The 19,558-nt window shown below is 61.4% G+C and carries 16 protein-coding genes; 1 reads left to right on the top strand and 15 read right to left on the bottom strand.

The features are described 5' to 3' along the window. Positions 1 to 342: 342 nt before the first annotated feature. From H7C19_RS09510 to H7C19_RS09490, 5 genes are all read right to left on the bottom strand, one after another. On the bottom strand, positions 343 to 2,115 hold the full coding sequence (locus tag H7C19_RS09510) for a UbiD family decarboxylase (protein WP_185142412.1): 1,773 nt from the start codon (positions 2,113 to 2,115) through the stop codon (positions 343 to 345). A gap of 19 nt (positions 2,116 to 2,134) precedes the next feature. Next, the gene (locus H7C19_RS09505; protein ID WP_185142411.1) at positions 2,135 to 3,079 is read right to left on the bottom strand and encodes a COX15/CtaA family protein; all 945 of its coding nucleotides are present in this window, start codon (positions 3,077 to 3,079) and stop codon (positions 2,135 to 2,137) included. Between the two features lie 193 nt (positions 3,080 to 3,272). Then, positions 3,273 to 3,599 (bottom strand): hypothetical protein, encoded by a 327-nt coding sequence (locus H7C19_RS09500; RefSeq protein WP_185142410.1) that lies wholly within the window; start codon positions 3,597 to 3,599, stop codon positions 3,273 to 3,275. Between the two features lie 368 nt (positions 3,600 to 3,967). Then, positions 3,968 to 4,318: a thioredoxin family protein gene (locus H7C19_RS09495; protein ID WP_185142409.1), complete on the bottom strand. Its 351-nt coding sequence runs from the start codon at positions 4,316 to 4,318 to the stop codon at positions 3,968 to 3,970. 106 nt (positions 4,319 to 4,424) lie between these two features. Beyond that, entirely contained in the window at positions 4,425 to 5,975 is a 1,551-nt protein-coding gene (locus H7C19_RS09490) for a hypothetical protein (RefSeq protein WP_185142408.1), read from the bottom strand. Positions 5,976 to 6,115: 140 nt separating this feature from the next. Here H7C19_RS09490 and H7C19_RS09485 point away from each other — a divergent pair, with 140 nt between their 5' ends. Beyond that, positions 6,116 to 7,444 carry a DUF2515 family protein gene (locus H7C19_RS09485; RefSeq protein WP_185142407.1) on the top strand — a complete coding sequence of 443 codons (1,329 nt, stop codon included), beginning with the start codon at positions 6,116 to 6,118 and terminating at the stop codon, positions 7,442 to 7,444. Here the strand turns inward: H7C19_RS09485 and H7C19_RS09480 are convergent. From H7C19_RS09480 to H7C19_RS09440, 10 genes are all read right to left on the bottom strand, one after another. Continuing rightward, complete coding sequence (locus H7C19_RS09480) at positions 7,441 to 9,090, bottom strand: putative polysaccharide biosynthesis protein (protein ID WP_313731514.1); 1,650 nt, start codon at positions 9,088 to 9,090, stop codon at positions 7,441 to 7,443. The genes H7C19_RS09485 and H7C19_RS09480 overlap by 4 nt on opposite strands. 68 nt (positions 9,091 to 9,158) lie before the next feature. Then, positions 9,159 to 9,638: a DUF456 domain-containing protein gene (locus H7C19_RS09475; protein WP_185142405.1), complete on the bottom strand. Its 480-nt coding sequence runs from the start codon at positions 9,636 to 9,638 to the stop codon at positions 9,159 to 9,161. 4 nt (positions 9,639 to 9,642) lie between these two features. Continuing rightward, on the bottom strand, positions 9,643 to 10,386 hold the full coding sequence (locus H7C19_RS09470) for a Cof-type HAD-IIB family hydrolase (protein WP_185142404.1): 744 nt from the start codon (positions 10,384 to 10,386) through the stop codon (positions 9,643 to 9,645). A 93-nt stretch (positions 10,387 to 10,479) separates the two neighbouring features. Continuing rightward, on the bottom strand, positions 10,480 to 12,534 hold the full coding sequence (locus tag H7C19_RS09465) for a peptidoglycan D,D-transpeptidase FtsI family protein (RefSeq protein ID WP_185142403.1): 2,055 nt from the start codon (positions 12,532 to 12,534) through the stop codon (positions 10,480 to 10,482). Between the two features lie 225 nt (positions 12,535 to 12,759). Further along, positions 12,760 to 13,098, bottom strand: a complete 339-nt coding sequence (locus tag H7C19_RS34235) for a hypothetical protein (protein ID WP_221469141.1) — start codon at positions 13,096 to 13,098, stop codon at positions 12,760 to 12,762. A gap of 357 nt (positions 13,099 to 13,455) precedes the next feature. Then, the gene (locus tag H7C19_RS09460; RefSeq protein ID WP_185142402.1) at positions 13,456 to 15,462 is read right to left on the bottom strand and encodes a peptidoglycan D,D-transpeptidase FtsI family protein; all 2,007 of its coding nucleotides are present in this window, start codon (positions 15,460 to 15,462) and stop codon (positions 13,456 to 13,458) included. Positions 15,463 to 15,504: 42 nt separating this feature from the next. Next, positions 15,505 to 16,626, bottom strand: a complete 1,122-nt coding sequence (locus tag H7C19_RS09455) for a transglutaminase-like domain-containing protein (protein ID WP_185142401.1) — start codon at positions 16,624 to 16,626, stop codon at positions 15,505 to 15,507. Further along, the gene (locus tag H7C19_RS09450) at positions 16,623 to 17,069 is read right to left on the bottom strand and encodes a hypothetical protein (RefSeq protein WP_185142400.1); all 447 of its coding nucleotides are present in this window, start codon (positions 17,067 to 17,069) and stop codon (positions 16,623 to 16,625) included. Before H7C19_RS09450 ends, H7C19_RS09455 begins: the two co-directional genes overlap by 4 nt. A gap of 173 nt (positions 17,070 to 17,242) precedes the next feature. Next, a complete protein-coding gene (locus H7C19_RS09445) occupies positions 17,243 to 18,817 on the bottom strand; it encodes a hypothetical protein (RefSeq protein WP_185142399.1) in 1,575 nt (524 codons plus the stop codon). Further along, positions 18,814 to 19,554 carry an ABC transporter ATP-binding protein gene (locus tag H7C19_RS09440; protein WP_185142398.1) on the bottom strand — a complete coding sequence of 247 codons (741 nt, stop codon included), beginning with the start codon at positions 19,552 to 19,554 and terminating at the stop codon, positions 18,814 to 18,816. The genes H7C19_RS09445 and H7C19_RS09440 overlap by 4 nt, the downstream gene beginning before the upstream one ends. Positions 19,555 to 19,558 lie beyond the last annotated feature (4 nt).

The following is a 19,558-nucleotide window of genomic DNA, read 5'->3' as shown; positions in this document are numbered from 1 at the left end:
CTTTACGAAAGGTCAATCATATCGCCTCTATCCCTTGTCATAAGTTCGAATGTTACAAATTCTGGAACATCGAGACGCGGTAAGCCTTGGAGAAGAAGCCCCGCCCTTTGAGGCGCATGGTACCGAAATTCCTAAGACTCAAGTTAAACATCATATACGATATATATAATATATAGAATATAGAACGTTTACAATACAAATTTTTACACGCTCCCCCTTATTCGGGCATCGTCGATAAATCGATCAGAACGGCCCCTCTTTGGGACATTAAGGCATTCACGCACAAAAAAACGGAATGCGGCAGAAAGAGCTTCTGCTGTATCCCGTTTTATAAACATTCGTTTAGATCCGCCCGATCCCGTATTCCTTCCAGCGGCGGTCCACCAGCTCCACGATATCCTCCCGCGGGAACAGCTCGTCCGGGTAGCCCGGCTTCATGCGCGCATCGATCACGATCGGCAAGCCGTAGCCGATATGATGGCGAGACGCGCGCGTCTCGGCGTACATGTCGTGCGCCGGGTTGAACCGCGTGAACACCGTCCACAGGAACTGCCGCTCGCTGTCCGCGATGCGCGCGTCGTCCGCGAGGACGACCATCGGCCAAGGGAACTCCCCGCCCGATAGCTGCTGCGCCAGCCGCTCCGCCAGCTCCGGATCCTCCGTGAAGGAAGCGCCGCTGACGACCAAGCAGCCGGGACAGAACGCGCGAATCTTGGCGATCCCCGGCAGGTCGCCGCCCGCATATTCGAAGGGCAGCTCGCGGATCGGATCGCCGACGCCCATCAATACCGCCTTGCTCCCGTGATTCAAGCGGCGTCCGGTGTAGTCCAACGTATCGTGCGACGTATTGTCGAAGATGAATAAGTCCTGCTGCGGGTCGAACCGTTCCAGTACGGTCTGCAGGAGCAAACGGAAGTTCTCCAGCTCGACCGGACGATCCGTCAGCATGAGGAACTTGGTCAGCGAGAGCTGGCCTTGTCCCAGGATGCTGAACGCCGTCACGAGCGCCTCGCGGGAATAGCTCTCCCGCACGACGGCGGCCGCCAGCGCGTGGAAGCCCGTCTCGGCGTACGTCCATAGGCTGCGCACGCCCGGCATGACCATCGGAAACGCCGGCGACAGCAGCCGCTGGAGGAACTCGCCGAGGTAGTAGTCTTCCTGGCGCGGCTTACCGACGATCGTCGCCGGGTAGATCGCGCCCTTGCGGTGCCAGACGTGATCGACGTTAAAGACCGGGAAGTCGTGCTGCAGCGAGTAGTAGCCGAAGTGATCGCCGAACGGCCCCTCGGGCCGGCGCACATGCGGCGGCACGCGGCCGGCGATGGCGAACTCGGCTTCCGCCGGGATGCGGTGGCCGCCGAGCGGGTCCTCGACCATCGGCAGCTTGCCGCCCAGGATCAGCGACGTCAGCAGCAGCTCCGGCAGTCCTTCCGGCGCCGGGGCGATCGCCGACGCGATGAGCGCCGGCGGCCCGCCGAGGAAGACGGTGACGGGCAGCGCCACGCCGCGCTGCTCCGCTTCGTGGTAGTGGAAGCCGCCGCCTTTGTGGATCTGCCAGTGCATGCCGGTCGTCTGGTCGTCGAACACCTGCATGCGGTACATGCCGAGATTGTGCTGCTTCGGATGCGCCGGGTGCTCGGTATAGACGAGCGGCAGCGTAATGAACGGTCCGCCGTCCTCTTGCCAGCTCGTGAGCACGGGCAGTCCCGCTAGCGGACGCTCGCGGCGGGAGACGCCGAGGACCGGCGCCGAGTCGGGCGAAGCCTTTTTGGTGCCGATCTTCAGCAGGTCGAACAGCATGTCCTTCTCGCGCCATAGCGCCGCGGGCGTCGGCGGCATGAGCGTATCGAGCGCCCCGACGAGTCGGTTCATGAGCTGTTCCGGGCGAGGGCCGAACGCCAGGTCCACGCGCCGGCTCGTGCCGAACAGATTGGTCGCGACCGGGAACGGGCTGCCCTTCACGTTCGTGAACAGCAAAGCCGGGCCACCTTCATCGATGACCCGGCGATGTATCTCGGCCAGCTCCAGCGAAGGATCGACCGGCACGTCGATGACGGCCAGGTCGTTCTCTCGCCTAAGTGTATCTAGATAAGGACGAAGCGATGCAAAACTCATCTAAACCCCTCCAGTGACATTAGCGGCGGGACAGCTGCCACGCGCGTACCGCGAGCAGACATAGGGAACTGAACAGCGCGGAGATGATAATGGTATGAAGCAAACTGGTGAAGACGTAGGCGTCTTCGTTGCCGATCGTAGCGGTCAGCAGCCAGCCGCTGAACACTTGGGATACGACGAGGACGATGGACGTAATGCCGATGCCGGTCAATTCGCGGTGGCCGTGCGTACGCTTGGCGATAAACGTGACGATGGCGACGATGGCGATCAGCAGGACGATCGCGCCCAGGCGATGTGCGAATACGATGCCCGTCGCGCCGGACAGCTCCGGCACGAACTGGCCGTTGCACAGCGGCCAGCCGATGCATCCGCCGGCCGAGTCCGTATGCCGGACGTAGGCGCCCAGGTAGACGACGCCGTAGCAATAGACGAGCAGCGCCACGATCCAGCCGAACACGCCGGGAGGCACGAGCTTGTCCGCGCCACCTCGCTTGCCGGCCGCGGCTGCCGCTGGCGCCTGACTTTCACGGACCCATCGCTTCGCCCAGGCATCGAGCAGCCAAGTGCTCGAGAAGGCAATCAGCGAGATGCCGAAGTGAATGGCGAGCACCGCGTCGGAGGTCGGCCAGACGACGGCCATGGCGCCGAGCGCCGCTTGGGCGATCGTGAACAGCAGCGCGCTGCCCGCGTAGAAGGTCGCTTCCCGGCTGCGGGGCTTCATCATCCAAGTGGCGACGAAAGTGGCGGCGACGAGCAAGCCTTCAAGGCCGCTAACGGCCCGGTGCGAATATTCAACCATGGATTCGAGCGTATAGGCAGGTACGAACTTGCCGTTGCAGAGCGGCCAGTCGGTGCCGCAGCCCCGGCCGGACCCCGTATTCGTGACGACGACGCCGACCACGAGCACCAGGAACATGCCGATGCAGGTCCATAACGTGAGGAGTCGATACTTTCTAGCGGTCATGCCCCATCCCCGATTTCTTTATGTGAAGTAGGCTCTAGACGGCCAACCTCATTATACCCAACCGCCCCAGACAAAGCCATGTTGAAAATGTGAACGCAGCCGCGTTCGTGAATGTTGTCACAAAGGATTCGCAATTGCTGCCCATTAAAAAAGCGCCCTCTCGGACGCTCGTGAAAATCAACCTTCTCAACGTTTAAACATTGGATGGATGGGGCGGTTGCGCGTTGTAAACCGAAGTCTTCTTGGCTGCGCTTACCATCAGCAGAATCCCGGTGATGATATGCATGATCATGCCGAGGAACGGAATCCAAGCCACAAGCGAAGTTACGATCCCCATGATGGAGCCGTATTTAGGTTCCTTGTTGCTAGAAGAAAGAACCAACGTGATGATATGTAGGACAAGCATTACAAACAGCGGAACATAAGAGGTGCCGATAATAATCAACCCTCCGAGTACTGGAATTCCTAAAAACACCTCTAATGCACCTGTAACCCATTTCATGATGCGAGATCCACTCAATATAAGTCCCTCCAATTTAGGTATCGTGTACCATTATTATACTAGTCCTCCTTAATTGTTACTAGTTTTATTTTCCTACTTTCCCCGAAATAGAACTGATCATATCGAATCATGACCATTTTTGACATTCAGTATGCCGCCATACAAATCAAACACCCCAACCAGGACGCGGGCAGCGTACCTGATCGGGGTGTTCCTTTGACGATGTTCTATTGTTACGATGTTCCGATGTTACGTTGTTCTGTTGTACCGAAATCCCGTGTTTCCGTTCCGAGTTCCCGACTATGTTCCGAGATCCGCGGTTTCGTTCCGAAATCCCCTGTCACCGGTCTCCTGACCTCGTGTTCCAGCGTTCAGGCAGCGCTGCCTTATGCCGTCGGCGAGATGGCTTTGGACACTTCGACCGCGCGGTCGAGAAATTGCTCGATCTCGTCGCGCGTCTTGCGCAGCTTGCTGACGAACCGGACAAGCTCGCGGCCTTCGCGGAACGCGATAAAGCTCGGGATGCCCAGAATGTTCAGTTCGCTGCACAGGTCCGGCAGCTCGTCGCGATCGATCTCGATCAAGGAGAGGCGATCGGCATAAGCCGCCTCCACGTCGGGCATGAACGGATCGATAAAGTGGCAGTCCTTGCACCACACCGCCTTGAATACCGCGATCGTCAAGCCGCTTCCGCCTACGCGCTCCCGGAATGCGGCTTCGTCATGAATCTTCTCCATGCGTTGGTCCCTCCTCGCGGGCCACGCGGCTTCGGCATGCCGGCTGCGTATCCCGAATTGCTTTTCGGTCATTATACGCCTCCGCGCCGGGGCGCACAAGGGGCGCCTACAGGTCCCGCGTAATCAGCAGTTCCTGCTCGCCGTATACGCCTTCTTGCAGCTTATACTCCGCGTGCAGCAATCCCAGCAGATCGTCCGCGTACGCATAGACGACGCCGTCCAACGAGACGAGCGGATACGTCCAAGCCCGATCGGTTCCGTTAACCGTGACGTTCGCCGAACCGACCTTTAGCGTCGCGTCCTGCATCGTCGGCTCGTCGTAGAATCGCAGCTTCTTGCTCACCGGATCATACGAGAGCGAGATGTCCATCTGATGCAGCGTCTCCCGCAGCGGGACGTAGACGCCGCCGTCCTCGTCGGTCGCGAACGGAACGCCCCATTCGTCGCTGAGCGTGAACGACTGATCGTCGATCTTCAGGTCGTTCTTCAACAAACCGTAGACGACGGAGTTGACGCTGAATTGCTTCACCAACTGGTACGGCTTCATCGCCGCGAGCTGTTCGACCGTGATCGCGTCGGCCGGGACCTGAACCGGACCGAGGGCCACTTCCCCATTCACGTTCCAGCTCTCTTGGCTGCTCCGAATCGTAATGCCCTTCAGCGGAATTCCGCTCTCGGCGAATGCGGCCGGCGCGACCTGGAGCTCAGTATCGGACTTGCGGACGTGCAGCGACTTGTCCACGTACAGGTCCGTCTTCAGGGAAATTCCGTCATCGAACGCGGTGGTCCAGGACGGATCCTGCTTGGCCTGGTCCACTTCATCGCGCGCCTCCTTCAGGAAGCCGAGCAGCCCCTGCACGCCCTCGTCGATGTCCGCTTCCGTAGGGAGCGCGTCGTCGGTCATGCCGAGCGCCAGCTTCACGTCCGGCGGCAGGTCCTTTACCCACTGCACGACCGTTTGAACCAGCCCCCGCAAGCCTTCCTCGTCTTGCGACAGCGATCCCAGGAAGGCCGGAACCAGCTCGCCCAGCTCCTTGCCGTTCAATTCCGCGTGAACCTTGGTCAGCTCCGTCTGGACGCCGTTGATCGGCTGCGAGGCAGCCTCGACCTGGACGACCGGCGGGTTCGGCAGATGCCCGACGAGATACGAGGCGGCTTGGCGCACCAGCTGCTTGACCGCCTCTTGCATCGCCTGTTCTTTGCCCGCGTCTCCGAACCCTAGATCGCCGAGGCCTGGAATCTGCCCGCCTGTCGCGGCCATATCCAACACGAGCGGACGCTCCGCTCCGCTCACCCGGAGCAGCATCTTCTCCTTGTCGGCTTGCAGGACGAACGGGATGCTGCCCTTGCCGAAGCTGATCGCGCCGTTCAAATAGATGCCTTTTTGCTCATCGGACTTCATCTCGTCGATCTGCAAGGTGATCTTGCGGAACCACTCGATTTTCTGCTTCGCTTCCTCGCCCGCCGCGGCGAGTCCCTCGTCGTCCCAATCGAAGGCCACTTCGATCGTGCCTCGCCCTTCCGACGACTTCACGTCCAGCTGATTCACGATCATGTCGTTCAGGTTGAGTCCCCCGACGGCCTGGCAGCCGACCAGCACGGTCAGCAGCAGCGCAGCGATGACGCCTCCGATGCGCCGCATGCGTTTCTTCTTCATTCCGCTTCCCCTTTCTTCTTGTCCTGCTCTCTCTCCCTAACGGGGCAATGCCCTTTCCGTGGAGTAAAGGATAATTCGACGCCCTATTAGGAAATCCTGCCCATAGGATACTGTTCGGCACATAAAAAGGAGGACCCGCCATGACTCGCGAACCATCGAGCAATAACGACACGTCTCGCCCGCGCGAACGGCGTCCGGGCGCCGCCGGCTGGGCGGACCTGTCGCGGCGTTTCGCTGACGGCATCGCCGCCAAAGCAGGCGGGTTGTGGGACTCGCTGCAGCTGGCTTCCCCCCGTGGGGAGCTGCGGATTCGCCGGGAAACGGCGGATTGGGCGGAGACGGAACTGCGCGCGCTGCTGCAGCGCGGCATGAGAGGCGCCTCGTCGGATTGGGACGGGACGAACGCCGAGCTCGTCCGCCGCATCCGCGAAGAGACCGATCGGCTGAACCGCAACAACGTGACGCGAACGGCGGCCTATTGGGCGATATATGAAACCTATCCGGAGCTGCACTGGGCGCTGCTCGCGCATCTGGTCTCCCGGAACGGAGGATGGAGCATGACGGATCTAAAGGGGCAATGGCTGCCGAAGCTGCTCGAGCCCGATGCCGCCGCAACGATCTTCGAAATGCTCGAATCGTGCAACGCGCTCATCTTCCGAGACGCGTATCCGCAGCTCATGCTGTACGCGGAGAGCCGGCGAAGCGGCAAGAGCCGGTTCGAACTGCTTCCCGCCTTCGGGGTATCGGCGTTCATGACGCCGTTCTGGGAGCGGTTCTGGATCGAGCGGGACTCCCCCCTGCTCACGGTCGCGCTCATCGTCAACGAGCAGCACGTGATCGAACGCCGGATCGTTCAAGATCCTGCGTATAGGTCCACTGTACTGGCATCTCTCGTCTTCCTTAGCCAACGATGGCTGCAGCTCAATCAGGTGGTGTTCCCGTTGGCGACGCCGCCGTCCGAGGAGTCTGATCCGCACGAGCGTGCGAACCTGCGGCTGGCCGGCCGAGTGCTGGAGAAGTTCGACGAGCTCCGGGAGCGGATCGCGTTCGGCAAGAGCCTGTATGCCATGCTGTACGCCTACCCCAAAGTGCATGAAGGCGCGCTGGCCTTCGCCAAGGCCGTCCCGCATACCGGCTCCCGCTCGGATTACTGGCCCGGGCGATTCGCCTCCGAGACGCAAACAACCGGCGGGCGGCCAGTAGAATCTGACCGCGCCGCCGGTTGGGGGGCGCTTGGGCAATGGCGAAGTCCCACGCTCGCCGATGCTTGGGGAGACCGGCCGCAGCGCCCGGTATCGCCAGGCGATTGGTTCGCCGATCTCTCCAGCCTGCGTGATCTGTACGGGCTGCGCCCGCCCCTCGTCATCGATATGACGCGGGAGCACGACTTCGGGCAGCGCAAGATGCAAGCCGCCGTCATGGCGAAGCTCGCCCTGCTCCCCGATGGGGGACGAGCGAACTTCGATTAACCCGCGCTTCGCGCCCTGGCGCGACTGAAGCGGAGGAACGGACGCAGCACCCGCCGGATGCGCGCCGGGTAGCTCTCCAGGTCTTCGGCGCGCAGAACGCCGAAGACGACGAGCAGCAGCGGGTAGCAGGCGAACAGGAAGAGACCCAGGATGCCGGTCGTGAACAGATACGGCCATTTCCCGCCGAGCGGCTCGAACAGCTGGATGCCGAAGTAAGAGATCGCCGAGCCGACCGTGACGAGCAGCGCGACCGCGGACGCGAAGCCCGTCCACCGGTTGCCCAGCGCCTGAACGCCGGTCAGAGAACGGATCGTCATCATGTTCCAGACCGTAACGAAGATGAAGCAGACCGACGTAGCGGCCACCAAGCCGTACACGCCGAAGAAAGGCGTCAACGCAAAAGTCAGGACGAGCTTGATCGCGATGCCCGTCAGCGTGTGCGTCATGGCCAGCCGCTGCCGGCTCAGTCCGTACAGGATCGAGTTCGACGTCATCATCGTGATCTGGAAGATCGTTCCGGCCGCCAGCATGCCCACGATCGCGCTGCCCTTGGGCGCGCTGAAGAGCAGGCCGTTCACCGGGTAGGCTCCGACCGCCATGACGAGGACGACCGGCATGCCGGAGAAGATCGCGATCCGCAGCGCCAGCGTCGTCTGGCGGCGGAGGCGCTCCGTGTCGCCCGACGCGAAGGCGGCGGCGATGACCGGCAGCAGCGAGGTGCTAAGCGCGATAGCGAGCACGGGTGGGATACCCGCGATCGATTGGGCGTTGGTGACGAGAACGGCCAACCAGCCTTCAGCCGTGTCGTGCGCGAACCGCCAGGCCGATAAAGGCTTCAGCGTCGTCTGATCAATGAAGTAGATGAGCTGAACCGTCATCGCCGTCAGCAGAATCGGAATCGATGTCCGGAAAATGGCCGCATAGATCTCCCGGGTACGCGACAATACCGGCGGGCTTCCCTGCGCGCCGCTTCGGGACGTCGTGCTCTCGGGCGCCATAGTGGGAGCCGGGCGATGACGATCGCTTTCCCTTAACTTATAGGCATACCAAAGCATGACCGCGAACGCGGCGAGGCTGCCCAGAACGCTGCCGAACGCGCCGCCGGCGGCCATCGTCTTGTTGTCGTAACCCCAGCTCTGCAGCGCGAACACGAGCGCGACGGCCGTCGCGACGCGGGCGATCTGCTCGACGATCTGGGAGACGCCGCCCGCCGTCATGAATTGGCGGCCTTGGAAATACCCGCGCATCATCGCGATGACGGGGAAGAGCAGCAGCGAAGGCGCAATCGCCCGGATGGCGAGCGTCGCGTCAGGCACATCGGACAAGCGCGCATACAAGGGCGCCAAGAGAAGAAGCGCCGAGGTCATGACCACACCGGCAAAGATTCCGAATCCGATGGCCGCTCGGTAGATGCGCTTCACTTCCGCTTCCCGTCCAAGCTCCAGCCGTTCCGACACCATCTTGCTAATCGCGCTTGGGATACCTGCCGTAGCGAAAACGAGCAGCAGCAAGTACACATTGTTAGCCAGACCGAACGCATTTTTTCCGATATCGTTCATCGCGTATTCCAGCGGCACCCGCTGGAATACGCCGAGCACGCGCGCCACGAGGGCGGCGGCGGTCAGGATCAGCGTCCCTTTTATCAATGAATCCTTCTTGACCATACTGTCCATTCATCCTATCGTTCCGGCACGCGCGCGGGCATGCCGGGCTCTTATAACAACCAAATGATAAAGATCGCGATCATCGCCAACTGGAAGATGATCTTCGCGACGGTGCTGGTGAATAGGCCGACGAGCGACCCCCACCCCACCTTGAGCGCCTGGGTGAACGACGAGCCCGCGAGCAGCTCGCCGAGGAACGCGCCCGCGAACGGACCGACGATCAGGCCGAAGGCGGGAATGATGAACGGTCCGACCATAACGCCGATCGTACTGCCCCACACGGATGCCTTGGACCCGCCGAATCGCTTGACGCCCCACGCGCTCACGACGTAATCCGCCACGAACAGGACGACGATGATCAGCGTCTGGATCGTCCAGAACCAGAACCCGAACGGCGCGAACGAGAAAAACAGCCCATATACAAAAAACGCCGCGTAGATCGCGAGCGCCCCCGGCAGAATCGGATAGATCGATCCTGCCATTCCTACGGCAAACAACGCCACTACGAGGACCCAGCCGAGAATATCCATCGGATCACGCCTTCAGCACGTAATTTTGAATGACGAGCGCAACGCCGTCTTCCTGGTTGCTGGCGGTGATCGCGTCGGCCTGCGCTTTGACTGCCTCCTGGGCATTGCCCATCGCGACGCCCAAGCCCACGGCCTTGATCGCCGCCAAGTCGTTCAGGCTGTCACCGACGGCGACCGCCTCGGACAGGTCGCAGCCGATCATCTTGCACACTTCCGCGATGGCCGTCGCCTTAGAGACGCCAATCGGGTTGATCTCGATATTGAACGGCGACGAGTTACTAAGCTCGAGGCCTTCCCACACGCTGATCTCCGACAGAACCTCGGCCAGCGCTTCCCTGTCTTCCGTGTAATAGCCGAACTTCAGCCAATCGTGCGCGTACGTGTCGCCGACCCACTTCTCCTTGTTGTAGATATCTTGAGTCGAATACGCCCAGAACCACATCTCCGGATACCGCTCCGCCAGCATGTGCAGCTTCATGACCTTCTCCGCTTCCAGCAGCGTCCGCCGGTGCAGCTCGTGCGGCTTGCGCCAGATCTCTCCTCCGTTGACGGTGATCATCGGCGTCGAGAGCGCCATCTGTTCCGCGATCGGCAGCGCGCTCGGGAACCCCCGCCCGGTCGATACGCACACCGTCACGCCCGCTTCCGAGGCTCGGCGTACCCACTCCAGATTGGCGGGACTGATCTCTTGCCGGTCGTTCAGCAGCGTCCCGTCCAGATCGAGCGCAAGCAGTCGGTATTTTCCCACTACAGTCGTTCACTCCTTATGCCGTTCGCTAACCTTGAATGCTACCTTGCCATTCTACCATAATTCCGCTTCGAGGACGATTTGGGCCGCCGACTACTGCCCGTTCTGCGCAGCCTGCTGCGTATCCGCCGGCGTCGCGGGCGCGCGCGGCCCCGCGCTCGTTAGTCCGACTTCCGCGTCGTAGGCGTCGAAGATCTGGCGGGCGATCGGCGCCGCGCCCCAGCCGCCGTAGCCGCCGTCCGGGACGACAACCGCGACCGCCAACTTCGGCTTGTCGGCGGGCGCGTACGCGATGAACACCGCGTTCTCGACGAACTTGCGCTTGCCTACGCCCTGCTGCTGGGAGGTGCCCGTCTTGCGCCGGAACGTGTAGTTCACGCCTTCGAAACCTTGCACGCCGACGCGATCCATCCCCTCTTCGATCACGTTCCAGTAGGCGCTTGGCAGCTTGACGGTGTTCAGCACCTCGGGCTTGTAAGAGGATACGGCATTCCCGTCGGTATCCGTGAGATGATCGACGAGCTGCGGCTTCATCCGCTTGCCCCGGGAGGCCAGCGTAGCGGCGTACTGGGCCAGCTGAAGCGTCGTATACTTGCCCTGCTGTCCGAACGAGGCGTAGATCAGCGCGGATTGCGCGCTTCCGCTCTCCGCCTCCTTGAAGTACTCCACGATGCCGGCCGATTCTTTAGGCAGACCGCTATCCGTCTTCACGCCGAGCCCGAACTGTTTCATGTAGCTGTCCCAGATATCTACGCCCTTCTTCCGGTCGCGCATGAACAGCTTGTTGCCGACGTTTGCCGCCATGAATGCGTTCGACGACTTGGCGATCGCCAGCATCGGCGTGAGATCTCCGTTAGCCGCACGGCTTGCATTCTGGACCTCCGTCTCGTGACCCTTGGCCCCGAACGGGAAGTACCCCGGATCGGACCAATGCGAGTTCGGCGTGATCAGCCCTTCGGCCAAGCCGGTCAAGATCGTGAGCGGCTTCTGCGTGGAGCCGAGCGGCACGAGCGAGGTCGGATGCTGCGCGCGTTCTTTTGGGTCCGTGTAAGGAGGGAAGACCTCGCGGATCGCGCCGTTGCCGATGAACGGAGAGATCGCCTGATATTCCTCGTTCGTCTTGATGCCGCCCTGCCAGATATTGCTGTCGTAGTCCGGCATGCTGGCCATGGCCACGACTTTGCCGGTGTCGACCTCCATCGCGACCGCGTAGCCCGTCGTCGGCTGGGCGTCCTTCAACGTCCTCGCCGATGAATTGCGCGTCGTCTCGATCTGCTGCAGGATCGCCTGCTGCGCCGTCAACTGCACCTTGCGATTGATCGTCAGATAGACGTTGTCGCCCTTCACGGGCTTGGTGAGCTTCTCATTCCCGACGATGCGGCTGTCCCGGTTGACCTGGTAGGACTTGTAGCCGTTGCGGCCGCGCAGCTCGTTCTGCAACATGAGTTCGATGCCGTCGTAACCGACTTCCTCCGTGTCCAGGTATTTGAGTCCGGGATCGTCCTGGTTTTCGTTGATCTTCTTGTAGAAATCGAGATTCTCCTTCGCGCCCTTCATCTTGTTCATATAGCCGACCAACTGGACGGCGACGCGATCCGGACTGTACTGGCGGATGCTCTCCTCGACGACCTCGATGCCCGGGAACTCGTCCCGATGCTCGCTGAGATAGGCGATCTCATCATCGGTCAGTCCCGTCTTCAGACGGCGCTGCTGGTATGGCCAGTGCACCCTCCCGTCAAAATCCATCGCCTGGAACACTTCGTCCGCCGTCAGCTTCTCCTTGACCTGGACCCCGTACTTGTCGAACACGGCGACGAGCCGTTTGGCCATGTCTCTACCATCCTCTTCCTTCGTCCCGGACTTCAATGTGTAGTAGAGCGATTGGGTCGAGACGGAGTAGGCGATGGCTTGCCCCTTCGAGTCGTATATATTGCCGCGGATCGGGGGAATGGAGACGCCCGCGGTCGTGAGCCTGTCCTTGCGCGCCTGGAGGCTGGGTCCCTCTACGAACTGCAGGTAGGCAAGACGGACGATCAGCAGCGAGAACAACGCGAACGTGAGCATGAAAAATACGTTCAGCCGAAAGCTGAAATGAATCCGTTTGCGAATTTCCTTTTTCCTGGCTTGCTCCGTCTTCGTGCCGCTCATCGCGTTTCCTCCCAAGATTAACCAATGATTTTATTTTATCATAATCTAGCATTCGCTAGTGCGGGACCGCGACTGCCGGAAGAGAAAGATTTCGTTTCTGCAAACCGACTGACAGCCCGTACGGGCGAGTCTATGGCGCGTACGCGGTCCTTACCTCGGGGTTTAGCCATAACGTCAATGATTAGACGAACGATACATCGCCCAGGTTTAGCAAATAGTTAAAAATTACCTTGTACGTTTCCGACACGCTACTCCGCATGAAAGGAACGGGATCGGCCGTTGGGCAAGCGGAGGATCTGCACTCCCAGCAACGATAAAAAGTATCGTTACACCGGCGACCGAAGCGGCTTCATCCCCTGCAACGACAAAAAGTATCGTTACAGCGGCGACCGAAGCGGCTTCATCCCCTGCAACGATAAAAAGTATCGTTACAGCGGCGACCGAAGCTGCTTCATCCCCTGCAACGATAAAAAGTATCGTTACACCGGCGACCGAAGCGGCTTCATCCTCTGCAACGATAAAAAGTATCGTTACAGCGTTTAAAGGAGCTGTTCGAGCGATCACGTCGCCGTCAGGATGAAAAAAAATGACTGCCCCGGTCCGAATCTCCGCAAAATTACAAAAAAAATCCCGCCGGTTCTCGAGGAACCGCGGGATTTTTGCAGTTGTTTAGCGCGATCTTGCGTGTTCTGACGTTCTCTAGCCTGATCTTGCGTGCTCTGACTTATACTTGTCTGATCTTCCGTGATCTGACGTTTACTTGTCTGACCTTGCGTGCTCTGACGTTCTCTAGCCTGATCTTGCGTGCTCTGACGTTTTGTTGCGTGGTTGATCGCCATCTTGCGTGGCTTGCGCATGGCTCAGGCGCTGTCTTGCCCGTTACCCGGCGCGTTGCCTCGTCGAGTCTTCTCGCGGGTCGGCCTAATTGCCCGACCCGCGCGGGCCGGAGTCGGTCAGGCCGACGGTCGCGTCGTAGGCGTCGAAGATCTTGCGCGCGATCGGCGCCGCGCCCCAGCCGCCGTAGCCGCCTTCGGGCACGACGACCGCGACCGCCAGCTTCGGATCGTTGGCCGGCGCGTACGCGATGAACACCGCGTTCTCGACGCGGCCGCCGCCGACGTCCTGCTCGGACGTCCCCGTCTTCCGGTTGAAGCTGTACGGGAAGCCGTCGAAGCCCTGCACTTTAACTTGGGACATGCCCGACTCGACCGTCTTCCAGTAAGAATCCGGGAACGAGATCGTGTTCAGCACTTCCTTCTGATAAGGCTGAACGAGGTTGCCGTCCGCATCCTCGATGCGATCGACGAACTGCGGCTTGAGCCGCGTTCCGCGGCTCGCCAGCGTCGTCGCGTACTGGGCGAGCTGAAGCGCGGTATACCGTCCCTGCTGCCCGAAGGACGCGTAGATGAGCGCCGACTGCGAACTGCCCCGCTTGGACTCGATGTAGTAGTTGATCGAACCCTTCGATTCGCCGGGCAGACCGCTGCCCGTCTTGACGCCGAGTCCGAACTCCTTCATGTACTTGTCCCAGACGTCCAGCCCTTTGGAGCCGTCGCGCATGTACAGCGCGTTGCCGACCATCTTGGCCATGTAGGCGTTCGAGGACTTCGCGATCGCGGTCGTGGGATACAGCGTCCCGTTCGCCGCGCTGTGCGCGTTGCGCACCCGGGTCTCGTGGCCCTGGCGTCCGAATTCGAAGTAGCCCGGGTCGCTCATGCTGGAGCCGGTCGTGATCAGCTTCTCGTTCAAGCCGAGCAGGATCGTCAGCGGCTTCTGGGTCGACCCGAGGTTGACGAGCGACGAAGGGTGCTTCATCCGCTCCTTCTCGTCCTCGTACGGCGCCTGCACCTCGCGGATCGCCCCGTTGCTCAGGTAGTACTTGAACTCCTGATAGTTCTTGCCGCTGATGCCGCCCTGCCAGACATTCGGATCGTAGTCCGGCATGCTCGCCATCGCGACCACCTTGCCCGTCTTGACTTCCATGGCGACCGCATAGCCGGTCTTGGCGTTGGGCGCCCGCTCCGACTTGTTCGACGAGGTGCGGATCTTCTGCAAGTGCGAGGTGATCGCTTCCTGCGTCGCGAGCTGCACGTCGCGGTTGATCGTGAGGAACAGATTGTCGCCCTTGACCGGCTTGGTCAGCTGCATCGGCCCGATGATCTGGCTCTGATTGTTGACCGGATACGTCTTCAGACCGTTGCGCCCGCGCAGCTCCTCTTGGTACATGAGCTCGATGCCGTCGAAGCCGACTTCTTCCGAGTCCAGGTACTTGAGCGTCGCGTCGTTCTGGTCCTTGTTGATGTTCTTGTAGAAATCCAGCGAGGTCGCCCCGGCCAGCTGCTTCATGTAGCCGACCAGTTGAACCGATACTTTGTCCTCGCTGTACTGGCGGATGCTCTCTTCCACGATATCGATGCCCTTGAACGTGTCCCGGTGCTCGCTGAAGTAGGCGATCTCCTTCTGCGTCAAGCCCGACTTGATCCGGCGCTGCTGGTAGGGCAGATGCACCTTGCCGCCGAAGTCCATATCGTCGTAGATCTCGTCGGCCGTCAGCGGCTCGAGCTTCGGATCGCCGTATTCGGCGAAGATGGCGGCCAGCTTCACGGCCAGCGTCTGTCCCTGCTCCTTCTTCGTGCCCGGCTCCAACGTGTAGTAGAGCGACTGGGTCGAAGTCGAATAGGCGATTGGCTGCCCTTTGGAGTCGTAGATGTTGCCCCGGATCGGCGGGATGGAGACGTTGCGGTGGCCGATCTGCTGCTCCCGCTCCTTCAATGACGGGCCCTCCACGAACTGCAAGTAAGCGAGCCGCACGATCAATAGCGAGAATAGGAAAAAGATCGAGAAAAAAAACAAATTCAATCTGACGCTGAAATGACGGCGGTTGCGAAGCTCGCGTTTCTGCGCTTCTTCCGTCAGTTTGTCGCTCATGTCGCAAATCCTCCTGATGCCGCGTCGCAACCGTCCGTTCGGTTATGCTTTGCGTATATGCGTATCTTCGAACCGGGGCGGATCGAACCAATCCCCGGATTTGGCCCAAGTCGAATCCAACGGTACCCAAGCCTGCCGCTCGGAGAGGTAGACTTCGTTCCAGGCATGCGGACCGTAGCCGCCCCGGCCGTCGTACCCTTGGCCGGTCACCACGCGCACGTCCAGCCCGACGGATCTCCCCATCGCCGCGTATAGGCGGGCGTAATCGATGCAGACGCCCTTGTGGGTCTTATACGTATCTTCGGGCGACTGCTCGCGCCATTCGCCATGCTGCTCATAGGCGTCAACCTTGTCATTGTCGTAAGCGATGCGGCTGCCCACCCATTGATAGAGGGCGCGGGCCTTGGCCTCGTCGCTCTTGTCGTCCGCGGCCACCTTCTGCGCCGCGGTGACGATGTCGGCGGGCATATCGGCGTCGATGATGTCGTACCGCTTCTGCCATAGCTTATCCATCTCGCTCTGCATCGAGGTCGCGAATACCGGCAGCTGCTCGGCGAGCAGCGTGCCCGCGGCGGGCTTGATGATCTGCGAGGCCGCTTCGCGGTACAGCGCCGACTGCTGGATGTAGTCGGCGAACGCGCTCTGCGGCGATAGCGCGCAGTAGGCGAAGAGCACGGCGGTGAGCAGGATCGCCCGCCCGCCGCCGAGCGCGGCCCCGATCAATCCCCCGAAGGTGCGGCTGATCGGCCCGCCGCCCGGCACGAGCCCGAAGGGCACCGCGCCGACGCGGACGATCAGCGATCCGATGGCTCCCAGAGCCGTACGCAGCACCAGATAGGCGATCAGGAACAGGACCGCAAAGCGGAACAACGGCAGATCGCGGAGTCCCGCGAACAGCGTATAGGCGAATTGCGTGACGGCCGACGAGTCCGTCGCCGGTCTGACCCATGCCCGCGCTTCGAGCCACGCCTGAAAGCGGGGCGACGCCGCGGTGGCGGCCCAAGCCGCCGCCGCCACGCTGACCAGCGTCATCGCGGCGCCCGCCAGGAAGACGACCAGCTGCTTCGCCGATCCCTTGGCTCCGCGCCGCATGCCCTGCAGCAGCGAGATCGCCACGATGGCGACGAGCGCGATCGTGACCCCATTGCTATCGAGCCCTCTCATTGCGACGATTGGCGGGCCGCCTCGACGAGTTTGCGGACGGCTCCTTCCATCTTCCACGTACCGAGAGAGGCGCCGCGGAACTTCACTTCCACCTCGCCCGAGTTGGGTACGCCGTGCAGCTCGAGATTCGGCGATTTGACCGTGAAGGTATGGTCGGCGTTCAGCGTATAGGTAGCTTCCTCGGCTTCCTTGGCCATCGCTTTGGCCGCTTCGTCTTCGATGGCGCCCTTCGCCTTGTCGATCGCCTGGGTGCCGACTTCCTTCAGATCGTTCACCGTGACGCCCCCATAGACGAATACGCCGATGACGATAGCCGCCACGAGCACCCACTTGAGCACCGTCTTCACCACGTTCAGGATGACGAACAGCGCGACCACGGCGATCACGATGACAACCCAATGATCAACCGCGAATTGCTTCCATGCCTCGAAGTCGAGGTTCATTCCATCTCCTCCATGCGCACGAGAGTTCTCTACTCTATTATACTTTACCTTTTTGTCCGGAGTAAAACGTGCCCCTCAAAAACAGTCACTTCGCCCTTCGCGGATGGGTAAAGAAAAACGGATCCGCCCGCGTAGCGCAAGCGAATCCGTGAGGAGAAAAGCGATGCCGCCGCTCAGGCGGTATCCCGCAAAGCGCAGCTGCGGCGCCCGGCCTTCTGCGTATTGAAAGGATAGAGATGCACCCATCTGGCGCCGAGATTGAAGCAGAAGACGGCCAGCGGTACGCACGCCGCCGCGGCGATTCCCAGCCAGATCCAGCTCGTCGGACCGACCCCGCGCTGCAGCTTATCGTCTGTCAGGATCCACTTGTCTACCAGCAGCGGAACGAAGTAGATTCCGGATACCAGAGGCACGTAGAGCCAGCTCACGAGTCGATTGCGGAAAGCATACGATTGTCCGATCAGGATGCAGTTGATGACGAGGCCGCCGCCCAGATAGGTCAAGACCATAAACGAGAGCAGCATGCCGTCCCGGCCGGCCTCGAACTCCCGGGCGAACGCCCCTCCGCCGTGCAGCGCGCCGCCGGCGGCAGCCGCCGCGAACAGGCCGCCCATCCAAGTCAGGATCGAGACCCAAGTCGCGGCCATGCGCGCGAACAAGAGGCTCTTGCGTCCGTAGGGCAGGCTGAGCCACCAGTCTATCCGCCGCTTGTTCGCTTCGAATTGCGTCAGCGTGGACAGGACCAACGCAGGGACGACCGCCATCAGGATGAGCATCACTTGGATCAGGGAGAGGGCGCCTGAACGCTCTCGCACTACGTAATAACCGCCGATCCCGATCAGGACGCAGGCGCAGGCATAGAGGATGCGAACCAGCGTAAGCGAGGCGAAATGGCGGAATCTCGCGCGTTCCAGACCATAGATCGCCGCGAAGCCGCCGTTCGCGACCCGGAACCGGCTGCGCGCCGTTTCCGAACGTTTGCCTTCGGATGCCTTCGCATGGCCGCCGGGCCGATGTCTGGCCAGATCCGTCATGCCGTAACGCGTCACGAAGGCCAGCATGCCTCGGTAGAGCAGCGCGGCGAGCGCGGAACCGATCAGCGCGCAGACGAATACCGCGTCGGGTTGCAGCCAGCGCTGCACGCCCTCCGTCGGATTCGCGACGATGGCGAAGCTCAAGATCGGCAGCATCAGAACCAGGAAGAACGGCAGCACCAGCCAGCGTCTCCATCCGTAGTACATGCCGAGAATCAGATAGCCTACCGCCGTGAACAGCGGCACCAGCATGGCGTACAAGAAGCCGTACGCGAACCAATCCCCTAGCAAACGCGTACCCGTAATCGCCTCGCCCGGATTGGTGCCCATAGCTGCGATGACCAGCCCGTGCAACCCGCAGACGAGCCAGATGCCGAAGGCTGCGTAGGCTTGCATGCGCATGGCGGCCAGCGCCATCGCCCTGAGCAGATCGCGGCGCGGCGCCGGAATCGTCAGCCACCATTCGCGGAAGCCGTTCTCCCACAGGATGAGCGACTGGAACATAGAGATGTAGCCGGATAGCAGCGCGACGAGAAAAGCGCCGAATGCGAAGACGGACTCGATGCTGACGGAATCCCCGATGAACGCCAGGCTGGCGGCCAGCAGGACGAGGAGCGTCGCCCCCCAGATCAGCCTGCTCTTGGCGTCGAGCGGAAGATAAGGCTGATAGCTGCGCCATTCGAGCGCGAACAGAGCGTCCTGATGCCGTTTCATGCGAACACTTCCCTATAGCAGGATTCGACCGAGCGTCCGCTCCGACGCAGGTCGTCGACCAGATAGCTGCCCTGGATCGTTCCCTTGCCGACGAGGACGATGCGGTCGAACAGCTGCTCCATCTCCCGGATATCGTGCGTGGCGATGAGGAAAGTCCGCTCTCCGTCCGCCATCTCGCCGACGACCGCCGACGCGATCCGCTCGCGGGAGACGAGATCCACCCCGGTGAACGGCTCGTCGAGGACGATGAGCGGCGCTTGGCGGGAGAGACAGGTCAGCAGCTGCAGCCGCGCTTCCTCCCCGCGGGACATCGCGCCGATCCGCTGCGCCCGGTCGACGCCGAGTTCTTCCGCGAGGTCCCGCTCCGCCGTCTTGCTCCAGTCGGGATACAGGCTTGCGGCGAACTGCAGCCACTCTCCGGCGGTCAAGTACGGCGGCAGCTGCCCCCGGTCCGGCAAGAAGGAGAGCACTCCGAGCCGCTCCGGTCCCGCCGGGGCGCCGAACAGGTCGGCCCGGCCCGTCTCCGGCGGGACGAGTCCGGTCAAGATCCGCATCAGAGTCGACTTCCCCGCTCCGTTCGGACCGAGCAAGCCGGTCAGGCTCCCCGCTTCGACCTCGAATGTCACGTTCGCGAGCACCTTCTTTTTCTTCAGCGTCATGCCGACTTCCCGGCAGCTGATCGCCGGCGCCTTGCCGGCGCTCGCGGCCCTGTTCTCCACGTTCCCGATGTTCCCCATCAAC

This window comes from Cohnella nanjingensis, assembly GCF_014212125.1.
Classification (GTDB): Bacteria; Bacillota; Bacilli; order Paenibacillales; family Paenibacillaceae; genus Cohnella; species Cohnella nanjingensis.
The sequence above is the reverse complement of the archived record's forward strand: the minus strand, read 5'-3'. Positions and strand labels throughout refer to the sequence as shown.

Bases quoted from the DNA above. Each gene is read 5' to 3' on its own strand.
- H7C19_RS09465 (WP_185142403.1), bottom strand. From the start codon at position 12,534: ATGAGCGGCACGAAGACGGAGCAAGCCAGGAAAAAGGAAATTCGCAAA.
- H7C19_RS09495 (WP_185142409.1), bottom strand. From the start codon at position 4,318: ATGGAGAAGATTCATGACGAAGCCGCATTCCGGGAGCGCGTAGGCGGA.
- H7C19_RS09475 (WP_185142405.1), bottom strand. From the start codon at position 9,638: ATGGATATTCTCGGCTGGGTCCTCGTAGTGGCGTTGTTTGCCGTAGGA.
- H7C19_RS09455 (WP_185142401.1), bottom strand. From the start codon at position 16,626: ATGAGAGGGCTCGATAGCAATGGGGTCACGATCGCGCTCGTCGCCATC.
- H7C19_RS09460 (WP_185142402.1), bottom strand. From the start codon at position 15,462: ATGAGCGACAAACTGACGGAAGAAGCGCAGAAACGCGAGCTTCGCAAC.
- H7C19_RS09505 (WP_185142411.1), bottom strand. From the start codon at position 3,079: ATGACCGCTAGAAAGTATCGACTCCTCACGTTATGGACCTGCATCGGC.
- H7C19_RS09485 (WP_185142407.1), top strand. From the start codon at position 6,116: ATGACTCGCGAACCATCGAGCAATAACGACACGTCTCGCCCGCGCGAA.
- H7C19_RS09445 (WP_185142399.1), bottom strand. From the start codon at position 18,817: ATGAAACGGCATCAGGACGCTCTGTTCGCGCTCGAATGGCGCAGCTAT.
- H7C19_RS09450 (WP_185142400.1), bottom strand. From the start codon at position 17,069: ATGAACCTCGACTTCGAGGCATGGAAGCAATTCGCGGTTGATCATTGG.
- H7C19_RS09490 (WP_185142408.1), bottom strand. From the start codon at position 5,975: ATGAAGAAGAAACGCATGCGGCGCATCGGAGGCGTCATCGCTGCGCTG.
- H7C19_RS09440 (WP_185142398.1), bottom strand. From the start codon at position 19,554: ATGGGGAACATCGGGAACGTGGAGAACAGGGCCGCGAGCGCCGGCAAG.
- H7C19_RS09510 (WP_185142412.1), bottom strand. From the start codon at position 2,115: ATGAGTTTTGCATCGCTTCGTCCTTATCTAGATACACTTAGGCGAGAG.